This window comes from Methylomonas stagni (assembly GCF_050154735.1).
Taxonomy (GTDB): Bacteria; Pseudomonadota; Gammaproteobacteria; order Methylococcales; family Methylomonadaceae; genus Methylomonas; species Methylomonas koyamae_A.
This window is the reverse complement of sequence record NZ_CP189557.1, coordinates 4,042,278-4,057,403: the sequence shown is the minus strand read 5'-3', so window position 1 is coordinate 4,057,403 and position 15,126 is coordinate 4,042,278. Positions and strand designations below refer to the sequence as shown.

The window sequence follows — 15,126 nt, the reverse complement described above, 5'->3', positions numbered from 1 at the left end:
CCGCCCACCTAAATGTATCAATACAATCAAAGAGATCAAACACTTATCGAAGAGCGAGTCCGGCAGTTCCGCAGGCAGACCGAACGATTTTTGAACGGGGAATTGGACCCCGATCAGTTCCGCGCGCTACGCCTAATGAACGGCCTTTATATCCAAACGCACGCGCCAATGTTGCGCGTCGCGGTGCCTTACGGATTACTGTCGTCTCGACAATTACGCAAACTTGCGTCGGTGGCGCGCGACTATGATCGCGGCTATTGCCATTTTACGACACGCCAAAACGTTCAATACAACTGGCCGGAACTTTCCCGAGTACCCGATTTACTCGCAGAGCTCGCGACCGTGCAAATGCATGCGATTCAAACCAGCGGCAACTGCCTGCGCAACACCACCTCGGATCATTTGGCAGGCATATGCCGGGACGAGATAGAAGATCCGCGCCCTTATTGCGAACTTATTCGGCAATGGACAACCTTGCACCCCGAGTTCGCGTATTTACCGCGTAAATTCAAGATCGCGGTCAGCGGCGCCGGTCATGATCGCGCCGCCGTGCAATTCCACGATATCGGGGTCTACCTGATAAAAAATGAGCAGGGTGAAACCGGCTTTAGAATTTTGGCGGGTGGCGGCTTGGGCAGAACGCCGATTATCGGTCAAACCGTCAAAGGCTTTCTGGAGAAAAAGCATTTGCTGTCCTACCTGGAAGCCATTGTGCGGATTTACAACTTGTTTGGTCGGCGCGACAACAAATACAAGGCCCGCATCAAGATCCTGGTCAAGGAAACCGGATTGGAAAAATTTACGGCGATGGTCGAGGAGGAATGGCTCAGAATCCGCGATTCCTTGGTGCTCGGCGACGAACGTATCGAGGAAATCAAGACCCAATTCGCGCCGCCACCCTACCGCGACTTTACCGGGGACGACACCGGCTTTTCGGCGAAACAAGCCGAGGACGGCCGTTTTGCGAAGTGGGTGAAGCACAATACCGTCGAACACAAAATCCCTGGCTATCGCGGGGTTTACGTGTCGTTGAAAGCGCCGGATTCGCCACCCGGCGACATTACCTCGGAACAACTGGACGCACTGGCCGAGCTTGCCGATCGCTACAGCTTCGGCGAAATCAGAAGCACGCACCGGCAAAATCTGGTGCTGGCCGATGTCGAGCAAGCCAGTCTGTACCAGCTCTGGCGGCAATTGGACGCGCTTAAGCTAGCCACGCCGAATATCGGCACCGTCACAGATATGATCTGCTGCCCAGGACTGGACTTTTGCTCGCTGGCCAACGCCGGATCGATCGGCGTGGCCAAGGAAATCAACGAAGCCCTGGATGATATCGATTACATCCACGACATCGGCGACCTGAAGATCAATATGTCCGGCTGCATGAACGGCTGCGCCCATCAAAGCGTCGGCCACATCGGCATTCTAGGCGTCGACAAGCATGGCGAAGAGTGGTACCAAATCACGCTCGGCGGCTCGTCGGAAAATGACGCGGCGATCGGCGAACGCCTGGGTCCGGCAATCGCCAAAGCCCAAATTACGGCCGCGATCACAACGATACTCGATGTCTACTTGCAACTGCGTCAGGAAAACGAAGCTTTTCTGCAAACCGTCTACCGCGTTGGCCTAGAACCATTCAAAGCAAAAGTTTATGCAAATCATTAAAGACCGTACATTAACCACGGACGCCTGGCGGTTTCTCGCTGACGATGCCGAGATCCCCGGCGATAGCGACGTCACCGTGACTCTTCAACGCTGGCTGAACGACAAAGCCGTCCTTTCCGGCCGGACAGGTCAAACCGGCGTGCGCATCGAGCCCGATGACAATATCGGCGACCTCGCCGGCGACCTACCCAATTTGTCGCTGATCGAGGTGGATTTCCCAACCTTCACGGACGGCCGAGGCTTTTCCCTGGTCCGGTTGTTGCGCGATAAATACGGGTACAGGAGCGAAATCAGGGCTGTCGGCCAATTTTCGGCGGATCAGGTTTTTTACCTTTCCCGCGTGGGCGTTGACACTTTCGCGCTAGCGGATGAAGCGCAAGCCCAAGTCGCCTTGGCAGCGTTTAACGATTTTAGCGTTACCTATCAACCCTCGGCTCGTTGAAGCCACCCACACTACTACTCGGGGCGGACGTTTAAACGCCGCGCCGTAAACAAACAAAAACCCGGCGACCTCTTGGCCAGCCGGGTTTTTTATGCGACTACGCAGCCGCCTACTTCTTGATGATGGCGATGCCTTTCAGCAAATTCAGCGCCTCATGCAACGGATAGTCACGCACTTCGGTTTCAGTGTCGCTACCGTCTTTTTGCAATACGTCCTTGGCGTCTTCCTTATCGTCCTCGTCCGCTTTTTTATCCGGTTTCGCATTCCCGTTGGTCAAATGGTGGGTCAAATCAGCCTCCTTGATCGACTCCAATTTGGCCTTATCCAACGCCTCCAGCTTGAAGCGGGCCAGCGTGACGTCGGGTTCGATACCTTCCGCCTGGATGGATCGACCCGAAGGCGTGAAGTAACGGGCCGTTGTAAGCTTCACCGCCGCGCCATTGCTGGTAGGCAATATGGTTTGCACGGAACCCTTGCCGAACGATTTTTCACCCATGATGATCGCGCGCTTATGGTCTTGCAGCGCTCCTGCGACAATTTCGGATGCCGAAGCCGAGCCGCCGTTAATTAGCACGACGATGGGCGCGCCGTTAATAACGTCATCCGGCGTCGCATTAAAACGCATTTCAGAATTCTTGATTCGGCCTTCGGTATAGACGATCAGACCGGATTCTATAAAGGCATCGCTGACATCGACCGCGGCGTTCAACACGCCGCCAGGGTTATTGCGCAAATCCAACACCAAGCCTTTCAGCGGGCCTTCGTTTTCTTTCTTCAATTCGTCCAGTGCGTCCAGCAGGCCTTGGCCGGTGCCCGATTGAAAACTGCTGATCCGCAAGTAGCCGTAGTTTTTCTCCAGCAAACGGTTTTTGACGCTTTTAACCTTAATGATGTCGCGGGTCAGCGTAAATTTCAACGGTGCTTCCTCTCCTTCGCGGATGACCGTTAGCACGATGTCGGTGCCCGGTTCGCCGCGCATCACTTTCACGGCATCCGCCAACGTCATTCCCTTGACCGGCTTGTCATCCAAGCGAACGATCAAATCGCCCGCCTTGATGCCGGCCTTTTGAGCCGGCGTGTCGTCGATCGGCGAAACCACTTTGACAAATCCGTTCTCCATCCCGACCTCGATGCCCAGCCCACCGAATTGACCGGTCGTGCCCTCTTGCAGCTCTTTATATTCCTCGCTGGCCAGATAAGCCGAATGCGGATCGAGGCCGGACAACATGCCGCGAATCGCATCCTCCAGTAACTTTTTATCGGATACCGGTTCGACGTAATCCTGTTTAATCCGCCCGAAAATCTCGGTGAAGGTTCTCAACTCGTCGAACGGCAACGATTGCAGGTCGTCGGCCTTGGCCGCCGCCGGCGCGGGCTTTTCCGCCCAAACGCTGCTGCACAAGCTAATCGCCGAACCTAAGATAAAGCCGACCAGTAAAATTAAAAGATTTCTGTTATTTAACATTTGTATTAAAGCTCCAACGACCTGATTCCTGTAAATAGATTAACCCTTGGCTGGCTTCCGGCACCACTGTGCTGGGTCGACGGGCCGGCCTTGCTTCCTGATCCCAAAATACAACGCCGCCTGAGAACGTCCGCCGCTGCGCCCAACCGAAGCCAAGACTTCGCCGGATTTGACATGATCGCCAACACTCTTGTGCAAACTTTGGTTGAACGCGTACAAGCTTAAATAGCCGTGCCCGTGATCGATGATGATCATCAATCCGTAACCGCGCAGCCAATCGGCATAAACAACCCGGCCGGCGGTAATTGCCCGAATTTCGGCGCCTTCGGGCGCACTGATTACCACGCCATCCCAGGTGGTTTCGTACCGACGTGACCCGAAATGCTCGACGACCGCGCCTTGCACCGGCCAAGGCAACCGACCTTGCAATTCCGGGAAGGGTTGGCGCCCCGCCTCCGGTTCCTTGACGGAGCGAATCTGCTCCGAAGGTTTTCCAGGCTGTTTGAGTGGGCTTGGTGCCGGAGGTTCCGGCGCTGGCGGGGCAACTCTCTCGGCATTATCATCAGTTTTTTGCAACGATGCCACCAAGGCCTGTAATTTTTTCTCGTCGCCGATTAAACGATCCAATAAATGCCGCTTTTCGGCGTGTTCTTTTTCCAGGCTCGCCAATAATTGCTCGCGCTGGACTTTCAGCGTCCGCATGGACTCGGCCTCCTCCTGTTTCTTCTCGAGCGAGACTCGCAGCAGTTGGGATTCGGTGTCGTTTCGCGCTTCTAACTGCCCGAGAACCCGGCTATCCTCCGCGATCGCGTGCAGTTTCTGTAAGCGCGCCTTGCCGATATAATCCGAATACACCCGCATCCGCCCAGACAGAGCCGGGTCACGCTGGTTCAGCACGACTTGTAAGCCTTTACTGTCTCCGCCCATCGCGTAGACCGCACGGATCAATCCCGCCAATCCTTTTTCCTGACTACGCAGATCTCTTTGAGTGTCGGCGAGTTTGGTTCGTATCTCTTGCAGCGATTGCTCATGCGCCTTGATCTCAACGCGAATCGTGCGTAACGCATTGGCAGCCTCGCCATATTGCCGTTCCAGTTTTTGCAGTTGATCTAGCAATCGACTTTTTTCCGCTTCCAGCTCGCGTACGTCGCCGCCGACGTGTTGAATCTTGTCATGAATCTCGGCCAAATCTCGGCTATCGGTATTCTCGGCACGAACCGGAATTGCCAGGCTCAATCCTGCCAGAAGAATCGACAAACGCAGGCAAACACGCATGGTTCAGGCCATAACCCGAAAAAGATAGGACGCTCGCATCAAAACAGGCGCGCTCGGCATATGTTCCCGAATATTAGGCGCCATCCTTGCCCCTTGCCGTCCAACCGGAAGCCAAAATCCCCGCGGTTTTACACTTCACCATTCATGGACCATTTATCTGTAAGGAAAAATCGCGCCGCCATTTAACGGATTTGCACGAAGACTATATTTTGGCAGCCATGAGCCAAGGTATTGAATTCGAAGGCTCACTCTGTTAGATTTGCACGCCTTTGACTGCTGCGGTTTCTGGCGATAGGCCAAAGGCTTGTGCTTCGGCATTATACAGCACAGAGATGGTGTCATCGCTTGAAAGCACCTGACTCGCCGCCCAATTCTTAGCTCATTTCGGGATCAATGGAAGAAATAGACCACAGCAATTCCTACGACGACCAGGACATCAGTCGCGCCGCCTGCTGCTTGAAAGCGATGTCTCACCCGTTACGCCTCAAAATTCTTTGCGTGTTGGGCAGCAACTCAATTAGCGTCCAGGATATTGTGGAGCAGGTCGGCACCAGCCAGAGCAACATTTCCCAGCATTTGGCCATTTTGCGGGACAAAGGCATCCTTGATTACAAAAAGGAAGCAAACCGCGTTTACTATTTTATCGACGACGAACGCGTAATACACCTGATCCAAATGATGCGCAGCGTGTTTTGCAGCACTTGAATTTTAGTTTCCGAAACCTCAACAGAATTTAACGATGGACCAATATATCGAATTTGCCACCAACCACTATTTGCTTGCCTTTTCGCTGGTCTGCGTCATTTTTTTGCTGATCCAGGATTTGATTTCCAACTCGTTCAATAAATTCGAAAGCATCTCCCCGCTGATTGCGGTGACCAAGATGGACAATACCAACAGCGTGGTGGTGGATGTCCGGGAGTTGAACGAATTCGGCAAAAGCCACATCGAGAACGCCATTAACATCCCATTAGGCAAACTGGAGGAGAAGCTGGCCTCGCTGGAAAAACACAAACAACACCCGGTAATCGTCACCTGCCAAACCGGCGCGCGTTCGGCGGCGGCATGCAAGACGCTGACCAAGGCGGGTTTCGAACAAGTATTTAACATGACCGGCGGAATGCAATCCTGGGAAGACTATAAACTGCCGGTCAAAATCAGCAAAACTCAATCCTAACCCACAACACCGAAGGGAAACTCATGGCCGAAATCAACGCCCAGACCGACAAGCAGTTCGTCATTCAAAAGATTTATACCAAGGACATTTCTTTTGAAACCCCCAACGCGCCGAAAATCTTTACCCAGAAATGGGAACCCACGCTGGACTTGAACCTGGGCACCCATGTCAACGCGATAGACACCTCGGTTTACGAAGTGTCGCTGACCTTGACGGTTACCGTCAAAGTGGGCGAGGCCACCGCATTTTTAGTTGAAGTCAATCAGTCGGGCATTTTCATGATCGCCGGATTCACCGATCAGGAAATGGGGCCGATGCTAGGCAGCTTCTGTCCCAACATTTTGTTCCCTTACGCTCGAGAAGTCATTTCCGACTTGGTCAGCAAGGGCGGCTTCCCACAATTGATTCTGGCTCCGGTCAATTTCGACGCGCTGTATATGCAGCAATTACAACAAGCTCAAGCTCAGCAAGCTCCTGAAGATAAAACCTTAAACTAAGCCGTTTTAATGCCGCCCGCGATCAGCATATTCGGTGCCGGTTCATGGGGAACGGCTCTGGCGATTCAAGCCGCCAGAAACGGCAGCGCCACCATGCTGTGGGCTCACAATCCACGGCATGTGGCCGACCTAAATACCGATCGGCAAAACCGGCGCTATCTGCCGGACAAACCGTTTCCGGCCAACCTGGCCGTCACCAGTAATCTGAAACAGGCGGTTGAATTCAGCGACATTTTGCTGATATCGGTTCCCAGTCACGCGTTCCGGAACACTTTGACCGCAATCAAGCCGATGCTAGACGAGTCGCCGAAAATTGCCTGGGCGACTAAAGGCTTTGACGGCGCGGAAGGTGCGTTACTCAGCGATGTTGCCGCCGACGTTCTGGGGCATGGCGCGGCGACGGCGGTACTATCGGGCCCAACCTTCGCTCGGGAAGTCGCCGACGACCTACCCACCGCACTCACCGTTGCATCGATTTCCGAACCTTTCGCGGCCGAACTGGCCGGAATTCTCCACAATCAACGCTTTAGAGTTTATACCAGTACCGACATCGTCGGCGTGCAAGTCGGCGGCGCGTGTAAAAATGTCCTGGCGATAGCGGCCGGCATTGCCGACGGCTTGGGGTTTGGAGCGAACACGCGCTCCGCGTTAATTACCCGCGGCCTTAGCGAAATTATCCGCCTTGGTATTCGCTTGGGCGGCCAGCCGGATACCTTTATGGGTTTGGCCGGTCTGGGCGATTTAATTCTAACTTGCACCGACGACCAGTCGCGCAACCGCCGCTTCGGATTAGCCTTGGGACAGGGTAAGAGCCAGAGTCAGGCGCTGGCCGACATTAATCAGGCCGTGGAAGGTATCTCCGCCGCGCGCCTGACCCAGACTCTCGCACAAAAACATCTCGTCGAAATGCCCATCACCGAGCAGGTTTACAACGTATTGTTCAATCAGCTCGCTCCGCTACAAGCCGTTCAAAATCTGCTGGGTCGTAATCCGAAATCGGAATATTGACCTGTCGCACCGACCTCCCGGTCATCAATACGCAATTCATTTTAAAAACAGGGGTATTACGCCCCACGGATTGTGCGTTGCCTAACAAATTCCCGTTAAGGTTTTGATAAAAATCGAGTTTCACTCGTTTCCCTGGATTTCGGGGTTTTTCCCAGCCAATCCTGTCTAAGTCATTGTAGAAAAAGAAAGAATTTAATCTAAATGCCTCTTGACTAACCCACCGTTGAAAACTATAGTGGTACAAAAGTGCTATAAAGTGGTTTAAAAGGGAATTTTTTGGAAATTTGAGGCGTATCTTGTTTCGAGGCATTAGTTCAATCAGTTTGGATGCGAAAGGGCGCGTTGCGATTCCTACCCGGTACCGGGAGGAGTTACAAGAGTGCTGTGACCGCCAAATGGTTGTGACTGTCGCCGTCGACGACAAATGCATAGGCGAGCCGGGCTGCCTGTGGCTGTACCCGCTTCCCGAGTGGGAAAAACTCGAACAAACCATCAGCAAGCTGCCGACGCTTAACAAGATGGCCGGCAAATTGCGCCGATTTGTGATTGGCAACGCTTCCGAATGTGAAATGGATACTCAGGGCCGCTTGTTGCTGCCGGAAAAGCTCAGAGAGTTTGCCGGCATGGAGAAACATATTGTTTTGGTCGGTCAACTGAACAAGTTCGAGATCTGGAACGACGAAGCCTGGAAGGCCAAGGAACAGGAGTGGATGGACGGCAACGACACCGAGGGCCTTGAAGAACTCGGCTCCTTGTCGTTCTGACCGGGATGTCCGGCCACCAGACTGTTTTATACGAAGAAGCCCTGCGGGAACTCCGGATAAAACCTAACGGCGTCTACCTGGACTGCACCTTCGGGAGAGGCGGCCACAGCCGCGGTATCTTGACCCGGCTTGGCGAATCCGGCCGACTATTGGCCACGGACCGCGATTACGATGCGATTGTTAGCGCGACCGCCGACGAACTGAAAGCGGATCCGCGCTTCAGCCTTCATCACGCTTGCTTCTCGGAGCTGGCTTCCGTGGCGGAGCAATCGGGCTGTCACGGCAAATTGGACGGCATCTTGATGGATTTGGGCGTTTCTTCGCCGCAACTGGATAAGGCCGAACGCGGTTTCAGTTTTCTCCGCGACGGCCCGTTGGACATGCGCATGGACTCGCAACGCGGCCCGACGGCCGCCGAATATCTGGCCAAGGTAGAAGAATCGGAACTGGCAAGAATTTTTTTCGAATACGGCGAAGAACGCTATTCGCGCAGAATAGCCAAGGCCATTGTCACCCAGCGGCAATCGCACCCGCTGACGACGACAGCGCAATTGGCCAAACTAATCGAAGACAACGTGCCGTTCCGAGACAAACACAAACACCCGGCCACACGCTGTTTCCAGGCCATCAGGATAGAAATCAATCAGGAATTGGAACAGTTACGCACCGCCCTGCGGCTGGCGCTGGAGGCGTTGGCGCCGGAAGGGCGATTAGTCGTGATTTCGTTTCATTCGCTGGAAGACCGCATTGTGAAGAACTTTATCCGCGACGAGGCCGGCGCGAAGCACGACCCAGGCAAATTACCGGTCCGGGAGCGCGATATTGAACAAGGCCGACTGCGCAAAATCGGCAAGGCGATTCGCGCCCAGTACGACGAATTGCAAGCCAACGCCCGCGCGCGTAGCGCGGTAATGCGCGTGGCGGAGAAACGCTGATGGCTATCGCTCGAAATATTTTCCTGACGGCGTTAGTGGCGATGTTGCTGATCTCGGCGATTGCAGTGATCTACAGCAAGTACGAATCGCGACTGTTATTCATGGAAATTCAGAAAAAGGAAAAGGAACTTGACGATTACGAAGTGGAATGGGGTCGCTTGCAACTGGAATTGACCACCTTGACCGAGGAAAACCGAGTGGAGATCGCGGCCCGGCAAAGGCTGATGTTGACGTTGCCAGCGCAGGACAAAATCATCTACATAAAACCGTAAATGCGTATTACCACGGGGGCGGTCGGGTTGCCGCAAAGTTCAGATTTTGTGATTCGACGCCGCATGTTGTTGACGTTGATGCTGGTGGCGATGTCGGCCTTGATCGGTCGTGCCGTGTATTTGCAGGTGCTGGACAAGGAGTTCCTGCAAGACAAGGGCGACATGCAGCACATCGACATCGTACCGGTGCCGGCCTATCGCGGCCAAATTCAGGATCGAAACGGCGAACCGCTGGCGATCAGCACACCGGTGCAATCGATCTGGGTCAATCCGCGACAATTGAAAGACGCCGAACAGGACAAGCTGACGCCGATGGCGAAAATCCTCGGCTATCCAGAAAAGGAATTACGGGCGCAGTTAAAAAAAGAGAAAGACGCCAACAAACGCTTTTTGTATCTCCGCCGGCAGATCAATCCGGATGTGGCTGAAAAAGTCAAGGAACTCGATATTACCGGCGTGTATTTCGAGCGCGAGTTCAAGCGCTATTATCCGGCCGGCGCGGTTTCGGGGCATTTGTTGGGATTCACCAACATTGACGATGTCGGCCAGGAAGGCATGGAGCACGGTTACGAACATATCTTGCGCGGCCAGCCCGGCAAAAAACGGGTGATTAAGGACGGCAAGGGCCAAATTATCAAGGATGTCGAAAATATCGAAGAAGCGGTACCCGGCCGGGATTTGGTCCTGACCATAGACGAGCGCATCCAGTATCTGGCATATCGGGAATTGCAGAACGCCATGCTTCAAAACAAGGCGCATTCGGCCTCGCTGGTAGTGTTGGACGCCAAAAACGGCGACGTGCTGGCCACGGTCAGCCAACCGGCGTTCAACCCGAACAACCGTAAGGAACTGAGCAGCAACCGTTATCGCAACCGGGCGATGGTAGACAGTTTCGAGCCCGGCTCGACGGTCAAGCCTTTCGTCGTCGCGGCGGCTTTGGACGGCGGCTATATCAGCCCGAACGTGATGATAGAAACCCACGGTGCCTATCACCTGGGCCGCAACGTCGTCAAGGACGTGCATAACTACGGCACATTGGATTTGACGCATGTATTGCAAAAATCCAGCAATATCGCGGTCACCCAAATCGCGATGACGATGCCGCCGGAATATTTTTGGGGAATTTACAGCAAACTCGGCTTCGGCACCTCGGCCGGCGTCGGTTTTCCGGGCGAAGCCAGCGGCACGCTATTGGATTATCAGAATTGGCATGAATTCGACCAGGCGACGCTGTCGTTCGGTTACGGCGTTTCGACCTCGGTATTGCAATTGGCCCGCGCCTATACCGCGCTAGCCGACGACGGCGTGCTGCATTCGGTCACCTTGTTGAAGCGCGACGAGGACCCGGACGCCCAACGCGTATTCAAACCGGAAACCGCCCGCCGAGTTCGGGACATGCTGGAACACGTGATCAGCAAGGAAGGCACCGCCTACCAAGCTCGCGTCGAAGGTTACCGCGTTGCCGGCAAGACCGGCACCGTCAAAAAAGCGATGGCCGGCGGCTATACCGAAGACAAATACCTGTCGGTGTTCGTCGGCATGGCGCCGGCCAGCAACCCGCGCTTCATCATCGCGATCGTCGTCGACGAGCCGACCAGCGGCCAGTATTACGGCGGTTTGGTCGCCGCCCCGGCGTTTTCGCGGGTGATGGCCGGCGCATTGCGGGTTTACGGGGTCGAACCGGACGGCGTCGACACCATGCATTTACTGTTGAGCAAACGATGAAATTGACCGAGCTACTTTCAGGCTACGCCACCGCCACCGACGATATCGACATCGCCGGTCTGGCCTTGGACAGCCGGCAAGTTCGCCCCGGCGACGCCTTCATCGCGCTGAACGGCTCGAACCAACACGGACTGACTCATGCCGGCCAAGCGCTGATTAACGGTGCTATTGCCATCATTTACGACCCGGCCGGCCGGCCGGAACAAGCGGCCGTTACGCCCGGAATAACCGCCGTCGCGGTCGCCGGATTGAGCGAGAGCCTGGGCGACATCGCCGCACGGTTTTACCAAAAGCCGTCCGACCGCTTGACGGTCATCGGCGTGACCGGCACCAACGGCAAGACCACTTGCAGCCAATTGATCGCCCAAGCGCTCGAAGCTTGCGGTGTGATCGGCACGTTGGGCTGGGGCGAGGTCGATAATTTGCAGCCGACCGCCAACACCACGCCGGACGCATTGGCGGTGCAACAAATGTTGGCCGAACTGCTGCGGCGAAACAAACGCGCGGTGGCAATGGAAGTCTCATCGCACGGACTGGAACAAGGCCGAGTCAACGGCGTGACATTCGCCGGCGCGGTGTTCACCAATTTAAGCCGCGACCACTTGGATTACCACGGCACGATGGCCGACTACCTGCAAGCCAAGTTGAAGTTGTTCGGATGGCCGACGCTGCAATTCGCGGTAGTCAACCTCGACGACGCCTGCAGCGCCGAAGTTTTGGCGAGCATCGCGCCGAGCGCTACGCACTGGACTTACAGCAAATCCGGCAAAACCCTGGCGGACGCACATGGCGTGGTCGCGGAAAACATCGAGTACCACGCCGACGGCATCGCATTCGACGCGGTGTACCAAAAGCAACGCCTACGCGCCGTGACCGGCATCGCCGGCGATTTTAACTTGGAAAACCTGCTGGCGGTGTTGTGCGTATTGCTGGCGACCGGCCATGAGTTCGCGAGCGCGGTTGCCAAACTGGCCGATTTGCGCGCGATTGCCGGCCGCATGGAACGCTTCGGCGGCCAGGACAAGCCGACGGTATTCGTCGATTACGCGCACAGCCCGGACGCGCTGGAAAAAGTATTGCGTGCGGTCAAGGGCGCTCGCCGACTGAAAGTCGTGTTCGGCTGCGGCGGCGATCGCGACAAGGGTAAACGACCCCAAATGGGCCGGATCGCCGAAACCTGGGCGGATCAGGTCATCGTTACCGACGACAACCCGCGCCACGAAGCGTCGGCCGACATTATCAAAGACATTTTAAGCGGCTGCGAAAGCCAAAAAATTACCGTAATCAACGACAGGGCCACCGCCATCGTCACCACCATTCAACAAGCCCAAGCCGACGACTGCATCGTCGTGGCCGGCAAAGGCCACGAAGACTACCAGGACATCGCAGGCGTCAAATGGCCGTTCAGCGACCAGGCCGTGGTTCGCCAAGCGCTGGCCGAATGGAGGGCGCCGTGAACCTAAACCTAATCGACATCGCGGCGGCCGTGGCCGGCAGCTTGACCGGACCGGATCGAACGATCAGCGGCATCGGCATCGACACCCGTACCTTACAGCCCGGCGATTTATATATCGCGATCAAGGGTCGCCAGTTCGACGGTCACGATTTCACCGCCAATGCGGAAGCGGCCGGCGCGGCGGCATTGTTGGTCGAGCGCCCGGTCGAATCGAGCCTACCGCAAATCGTCGTCGCCGACAGCCATTTGGCGTTGGCCGAGTTGGCCGGCCACTGGCGCCGGCAATTACCGGTGCGGGTAGCCGGCGTCACCGGCAGCAACGGCAAAACCACGGTCAAGGAAATGCTCGCCGCCATCTTCGCCACCCAAGGCGAAACACTGGCCACTCAGGGCAATTTGAACAACGACATCGGCGTGCCGCTGACCTTGTTGAAATTACGTGAATCCCACCGCTACGCCGTCATCGAAATGGGCGCCAACCACCCCGGCGAAATTGCCTACACCAGCCGGCGTGCCCAGGCCGATGTTAGCGTCATCACCAACGTCGGCCCGGCCCATATCGAAGGCTTCGGCGATACCGACGGCGTGGCCAGAACCAAGGGTGAAATCGTCGAGAATCTAGGCGCGGCGGGCATCGCGGTTTTAAATCGCGATGACGCCTACTACGACTACTGGCTGAGCTTGGCCGGCCAGCGCAAGACCGTGTCGTTCGGCTTGACGCCAGCCGCCGATATTCGCGCCGAACGGATCGAAACCGCGCTGGACCCGGCAGGCTTCGACACCCATTTCGACCTGATCGCCGGCGCCGAGCGCCTGACCATCCACCTAAAGCTGGCCGGCGCCCATAACGTCAAAAACGCGCTGGCCGCTTCCGCCGTGGCCCTGCAATTCGGCATTCCGCTTGCCGACATTCGGCGCGGCCTGGAACAACTGCGGCCCGTGACCGGCCGCATGCAGGCCTTGCAAGGCAAGCTGGGCAATATCGTCATCGACGACACTTACAACGCCAATCCAGCCTCGTTGAAAGCCGCACTGGACGCGGTACCTGTCCGGCAGCAGCCGCTATGGCTGGCGCTGGGCGCTTTCGGCGAACTGGGGCCGGAAAGCCCGCGACTCCACCGCGAGATGGGCGAATTAATCAAAGCCGCGGGCGTGACGCGCCTGTTCGCGACCGGCGAACTGACTCGCCATACCGTCGCCGCGTTCGGCGCCGGCGGCGATTATTTCGACACACAACAACAATTAATCGACGCGCTGACGACCGCGCTGGCCGGTTCCGAAACCGTATTGGTGAAAGGTTCTCGGGCCCAGAAGATGGAAAACGTCGCGGCGGCGCTCACCCACCCCTTTAGAGCAGCCTAATGTTACTTTTACTCGCAGACTACCTCAGCAGTTTGGACAGCGGTTTCCGGGTCTTACACTATCTGACCTTCCGCGCGATTTTGGGCGTGTTGACCGCGTTGGCGATGTCGTTTTTGATCGGTCCGGCGATGATCGAAAGACTAACTCGCCGTAAAATCGGCCAAAGCGTGCGCGACGACGGCCCGCAAAGCCATTTATCCAAATCCGGCACGCCGACGATGGGCGGCACGATGATCTTGTTTTCGGTGGCGATCAGCACCTTGCTGTGCGCCGACCTAAACAACCGTTACGTCTGGGTAGTATTGGTGGTGACCTTGGCGCACGGCGTGATCGGCTTCATCGACGATTATAAAAAAGTGCTGCTCGGCAACAGCGACGGCTTGTCCGCCAGGGCCAAGTATTTCTGGCAATCGGTGGTCGCGCTGGCGGCCGGCATTTATTTGTACAACACCGCGCAAGTCCCCGCCGAAACCCAATTCATCGTACCGTTTTTCAAACACGTCACGCTGGACATGGGGTGGAGTTACGTGGTGCTGACTTATTTCGTCATCGTCGGCTCCAGCAATGCCGTCAATTTAACCGACGGCCTGGACGGCCTGGCGATCATGCCGACCGTGATGATCGCCGCCGCGCTGGCGATCTTCGCCTATTTGTCCGGCCACGCCAATTTCGCTCAATATCTACAAATCCCGCACATTCCCCGCTCCGGCGAATTGGTGGTGTTTTGCGCGGCGCTGATCGGCTCGGGCCTGGGCTTTTTATGGTTTAACGCCTATCCGGCCATGGTCTTCATGGGCGACGTCGGCGCGCTGGCCCTAGGCGCAGCGCTGGGCATCGTGGCGGTCTTGGTACGTCAGGAAATCGTGCTAGTCATCATGGGCGGCATCTTCGTCGTCGAAACCGTGTCGGTCATCATCCAGGTTGCCTCCTATAAAACCCGCAAGAAACGGGTATTCCTGATGGCACCCATTCATCACCATTACGAACTGAAAGGCTGGCCGGAACCCCGCATCATCGTCCGCTTTTGGATCGTATCGGTCATCCTGGTGCTGATCGGCCTGGCCACCCTGAAACTGAGATAAG

15 protein-coding genes are annotated in these 15,126 nt (G+C 56.0%); 13 read left to right on the top strand and 2 right to left on the bottom strand.

Features of this window, described 5'->3' with window-relative positions; all coding sequences use genetic code 11:
* Nucleotides 1–12 precede the first annotated feature (12 nt).
* Both ACP4CD_RS18685 and ACP4CD_RS18680 read left to right on the top strand, forming a co-directional pair.
* Nucleotides 13–1,665, top strand: a complete 1,653-nt coding sequence (locus tag ACP4CD_RS18685) for a nitrite/sulfite reductase (protein WP_426992047.1) — start codon at nt 13–15, stop codon at nt 1,663–1,665.
* On the top strand, nt 1,652–2,107 hold the full coding sequence (locus ACP4CD_RS18680) for a DUF934 domain-containing protein (protein WP_064029180.1): 456 nt from the start codon (nt 1,652–1,654) through the stop codon (nt 2,105–2,107). Before ACP4CD_RS18685 ends, ACP4CD_RS18680 begins: the two co-directional genes overlap by 14 nt.
* Before the next feature lie 109 nt (nt 2,108–2,216).
* On the opposite strand, the gene ACP4CD_RS18675 is transcribed toward ACP4CD_RS18680, so the two are convergent.
* Together ACP4CD_RS18675 and ACP4CD_RS18670 are read right to left on the bottom strand one after the other, a co-directional pair.
* On the bottom strand, nt 2,217–3,572 hold the full coding sequence (locus tag ACP4CD_RS18675; protein ID WP_071159051.1) for a S41 family peptidase: 1,356 nt from the start codon (nt 3,570–3,572) through the stop codon (nt 2,217–2,219).
* A gap of 39 nt (nt 3,573–3,611) precedes the next feature.
* A complete protein-coding gene (locus tag ACP4CD_RS18670) occupies nt 3,612–4,847 on the bottom strand; it encodes a murein hydrolase activator EnvC family protein (RefSeq protein WP_426992046.1) in 1,236 nt (411 codons plus the stop codon).
* A gap of 393 nt (nt 4,848–5,240) precedes the next feature.
* Here ACP4CD_RS18670 and ACP4CD_RS18665 point away from each other — a divergent pair, with 393 nt between their 5' ends.
* From ACP4CD_RS18665 to mraY, 11 genes are all read left to right on the top strand, one after another.
* The gene (locus tag ACP4CD_RS18665) at nt 5,241–5,552 is read left to right on the top strand and encodes an ArsR/SmtB family transcription factor (protein WP_064028508.1); all 312 of its coding nucleotides are present in this window, start codon (nt 5,241–5,243) and stop codon (nt 5,550–5,552) included.
* A 34-nt stretch (nt 5,553–5,586) separates the two neighbouring features.
* Nucleotides 5,587–6,024, top strand: a complete 438-nt coding sequence (locus tag ACP4CD_RS18660) for a rhodanese-like domain-containing protein (RefSeq protein ID WP_064028506.1) — start codon at nt 5,587–5,589, stop codon at nt 6,022–6,024.
* Nucleotides 6,025–6,047: 23 nt separating this feature from the next.
* Nucleotides 6,048–6,521 carry a protein-export chaperone SecB gene (gene secB, locus ACP4CD_RS18655; RefSeq protein ID WP_064028504.1) on the top strand — a complete coding sequence of 158 codons (474 nt, stop codon included), beginning with the start codon at nt 6,048–6,050 and terminating at the stop codon, nt 6,519–6,521.
* A 9-nt stretch (nt 6,522–6,530) separates the two neighbouring features.
* Nucleotides 6,531–7,529, top strand: a complete 999-nt coding sequence (locus tag ACP4CD_RS18650) for an NAD(P)H-dependent glycerol-3-phosphate dehydrogenase (RefSeq protein WP_426992044.1) — start codon at nt 6,531–6,533, stop codon at nt 7,527–7,529.
* A gap of 296 nt (nt 7,530–7,825) precedes the next feature.
* Entirely contained in the window at nt 7,826–8,293 is a 468-nt protein-coding gene (gene mraZ / locus ACP4CD_RS18645; protein ID WP_064028500.1) for a division/cell wall cluster transcriptional repressor MraZ, read from the top strand.
* 5 nt (nt 8,294–8,298) lie between these two features.
* Entirely contained in the window at nt 8,299–9,228 is a 930-nt protein-coding gene (gene rsmH, locus ACP4CD_RS18640) for a 16S rRNA (cytosine(1402)-N(4))-methyltransferase RsmH (RefSeq protein WP_426992042.1), read from the top strand.
* On the top strand, nt 9,228–9,500 hold the full coding sequence (ftsL, locus tag ACP4CD_RS18635; RefSeq protein ID WP_064028496.1) for a cell division protein FtsL: 273 nt from the start codon (nt 9,228–9,230) through the stop codon (nt 9,498–9,500). The genes rsmH and ftsL overlap by 1 nt, the downstream gene beginning before the upstream one ends.
* Entirely contained in the window at nt 9,501–11,225 is a 1,725-nt protein-coding gene (locus ACP4CD_RS18630) for a peptidoglycan D,D-transpeptidase FtsI family protein (protein WP_064028494.1), read from the top strand.
* On the top strand, nt 11,222–12,682 hold the full coding sequence (locus ACP4CD_RS18625; protein WP_168028364.1) for a UDP-N-acetylmuramoyl-L-alanyl-D-glutamate--2,6-diaminopimelate ligase: 1,461 nt from the start codon (nt 11,222–11,224) through the stop codon (nt 12,680–12,682). The genes ACP4CD_RS18630 and ACP4CD_RS18625 overlap by 4 nt, the downstream gene beginning before the upstream one ends.
* Nucleotides 12,679–14,043 carry a UDP-N-acetylmuramoyl-tripeptide--D-alanyl-D-alanine ligase gene (locus tag ACP4CD_RS18620; RefSeq protein ID WP_426992041.1) on the top strand — a complete coding sequence of 455 codons (1,365 nt, stop codon included), beginning with the start codon at nt 12,679–12,681 and terminating at the stop codon, nt 14,041–14,043. Before ACP4CD_RS18625 ends, ACP4CD_RS18620 begins: the two co-directional genes overlap by 4 nt.
* Nucleotides 14,043–15,125, top strand: a complete 1,083-nt coding sequence (gene mraY / locus ACP4CD_RS18615) for a phospho-N-acetylmuramoyl-pentapeptide-transferase (RefSeq protein ID WP_064028490.1) — start codon at nt 14,043–14,045, stop codon at nt 15,123–15,125. The genes ACP4CD_RS18620 and mraY overlap by 1 nt, the downstream gene beginning before the upstream one ends.
* Nucleotide 15,126: the final 1 nt, after the last annotated feature.

Excerpts from the sequence above, each read along its gene's own strand:
- ftsL (WP_064028496.1), top strand. The coding sequence starts at position 9,228 with ATGGCTATCGCTCGAAATATTTTCCTGACGGCGTTAGTGGCGATGTTG.
- secB (WP_064028504.1), top strand. The coding sequence starts at position 6,048 with ATGGCCGAAATCAACGCCCAGACCGACAAGCAGTTCGTCATTCAAAAG.
- ACP4CD_RS18660 (WP_064028506.1), top strand. The coding sequence starts at position 5,587 with ATGGACCAATATATCGAATTTGCCACCAACCACTATTTGCTTGCCTTT.
- ACP4CD_RS18670 (WP_426992046.1), bottom strand. The coding sequence starts at position 4,847 with ATGCGTGTTTGCCTGCGTTTGTCGATTCTTCTGGCAGGATTGAGCCTG.
- mraY (WP_064028490.1), top strand. The coding sequence starts at position 14,043 with ATGTTACTTTTACTCGCAGACTACCTCAGCAGTTTGGACAGCGGTTTC.
- ACP4CD_RS18685 (WP_426992047.1), top strand. The coding sequence starts at position 13 with ATGTATCAATACAATCAAAGAGATCAAACACTTATCGAAGAGCGAGTC.
- ACP4CD_RS18625 (WP_168028364.1), top strand. The coding sequence starts at position 11,222 with ATGAAATTGACCGAGCTACTTTCAGGCTACGCCACCGCCACCGACGAT.
- ACP4CD_RS18675 (WP_071159051.1), bottom strand. The coding sequence starts at position 3,572 with ATGTTAAATAACAGAAATCTTTTAATTTTACTGGTCGGCTTTATCTTA.
- ACP4CD_RS18630 (WP_064028494.1), top strand. The coding sequence starts at position 9,501 with ATGCGTATTACCACGGGGGCGGTCGGGTTGCCGCAAAGTTCAGATTTT.
- ACP4CD_RS18650 (WP_426992044.1), top strand. The coding sequence starts at position 6,531 with ATGCCGCCCGCGATCAGCATATTCGGTGCCGGTTCATGGGGAACGGCT.
- ACP4CD_RS18680 (WP_064029180.1), top strand. The coding sequence starts at position 1,652 with ATGCAAATCATTAAAGACCGTACATTAACCACGGACGCCTGGCGGTTT.
- ACP4CD_RS18665 (WP_064028508.1), top strand. The coding sequence starts at position 5,241 with ATGGAAGAAATAGACCACAGCAATTCCTACGACGACCAGGACATCAGT.
- rsmH (WP_426992042.1), top strand. The coding sequence starts at position 8,299 with ATGTCCGGCCACCAGACTGTTTTATACGAAGAAGCCCTGCGGGAACTC.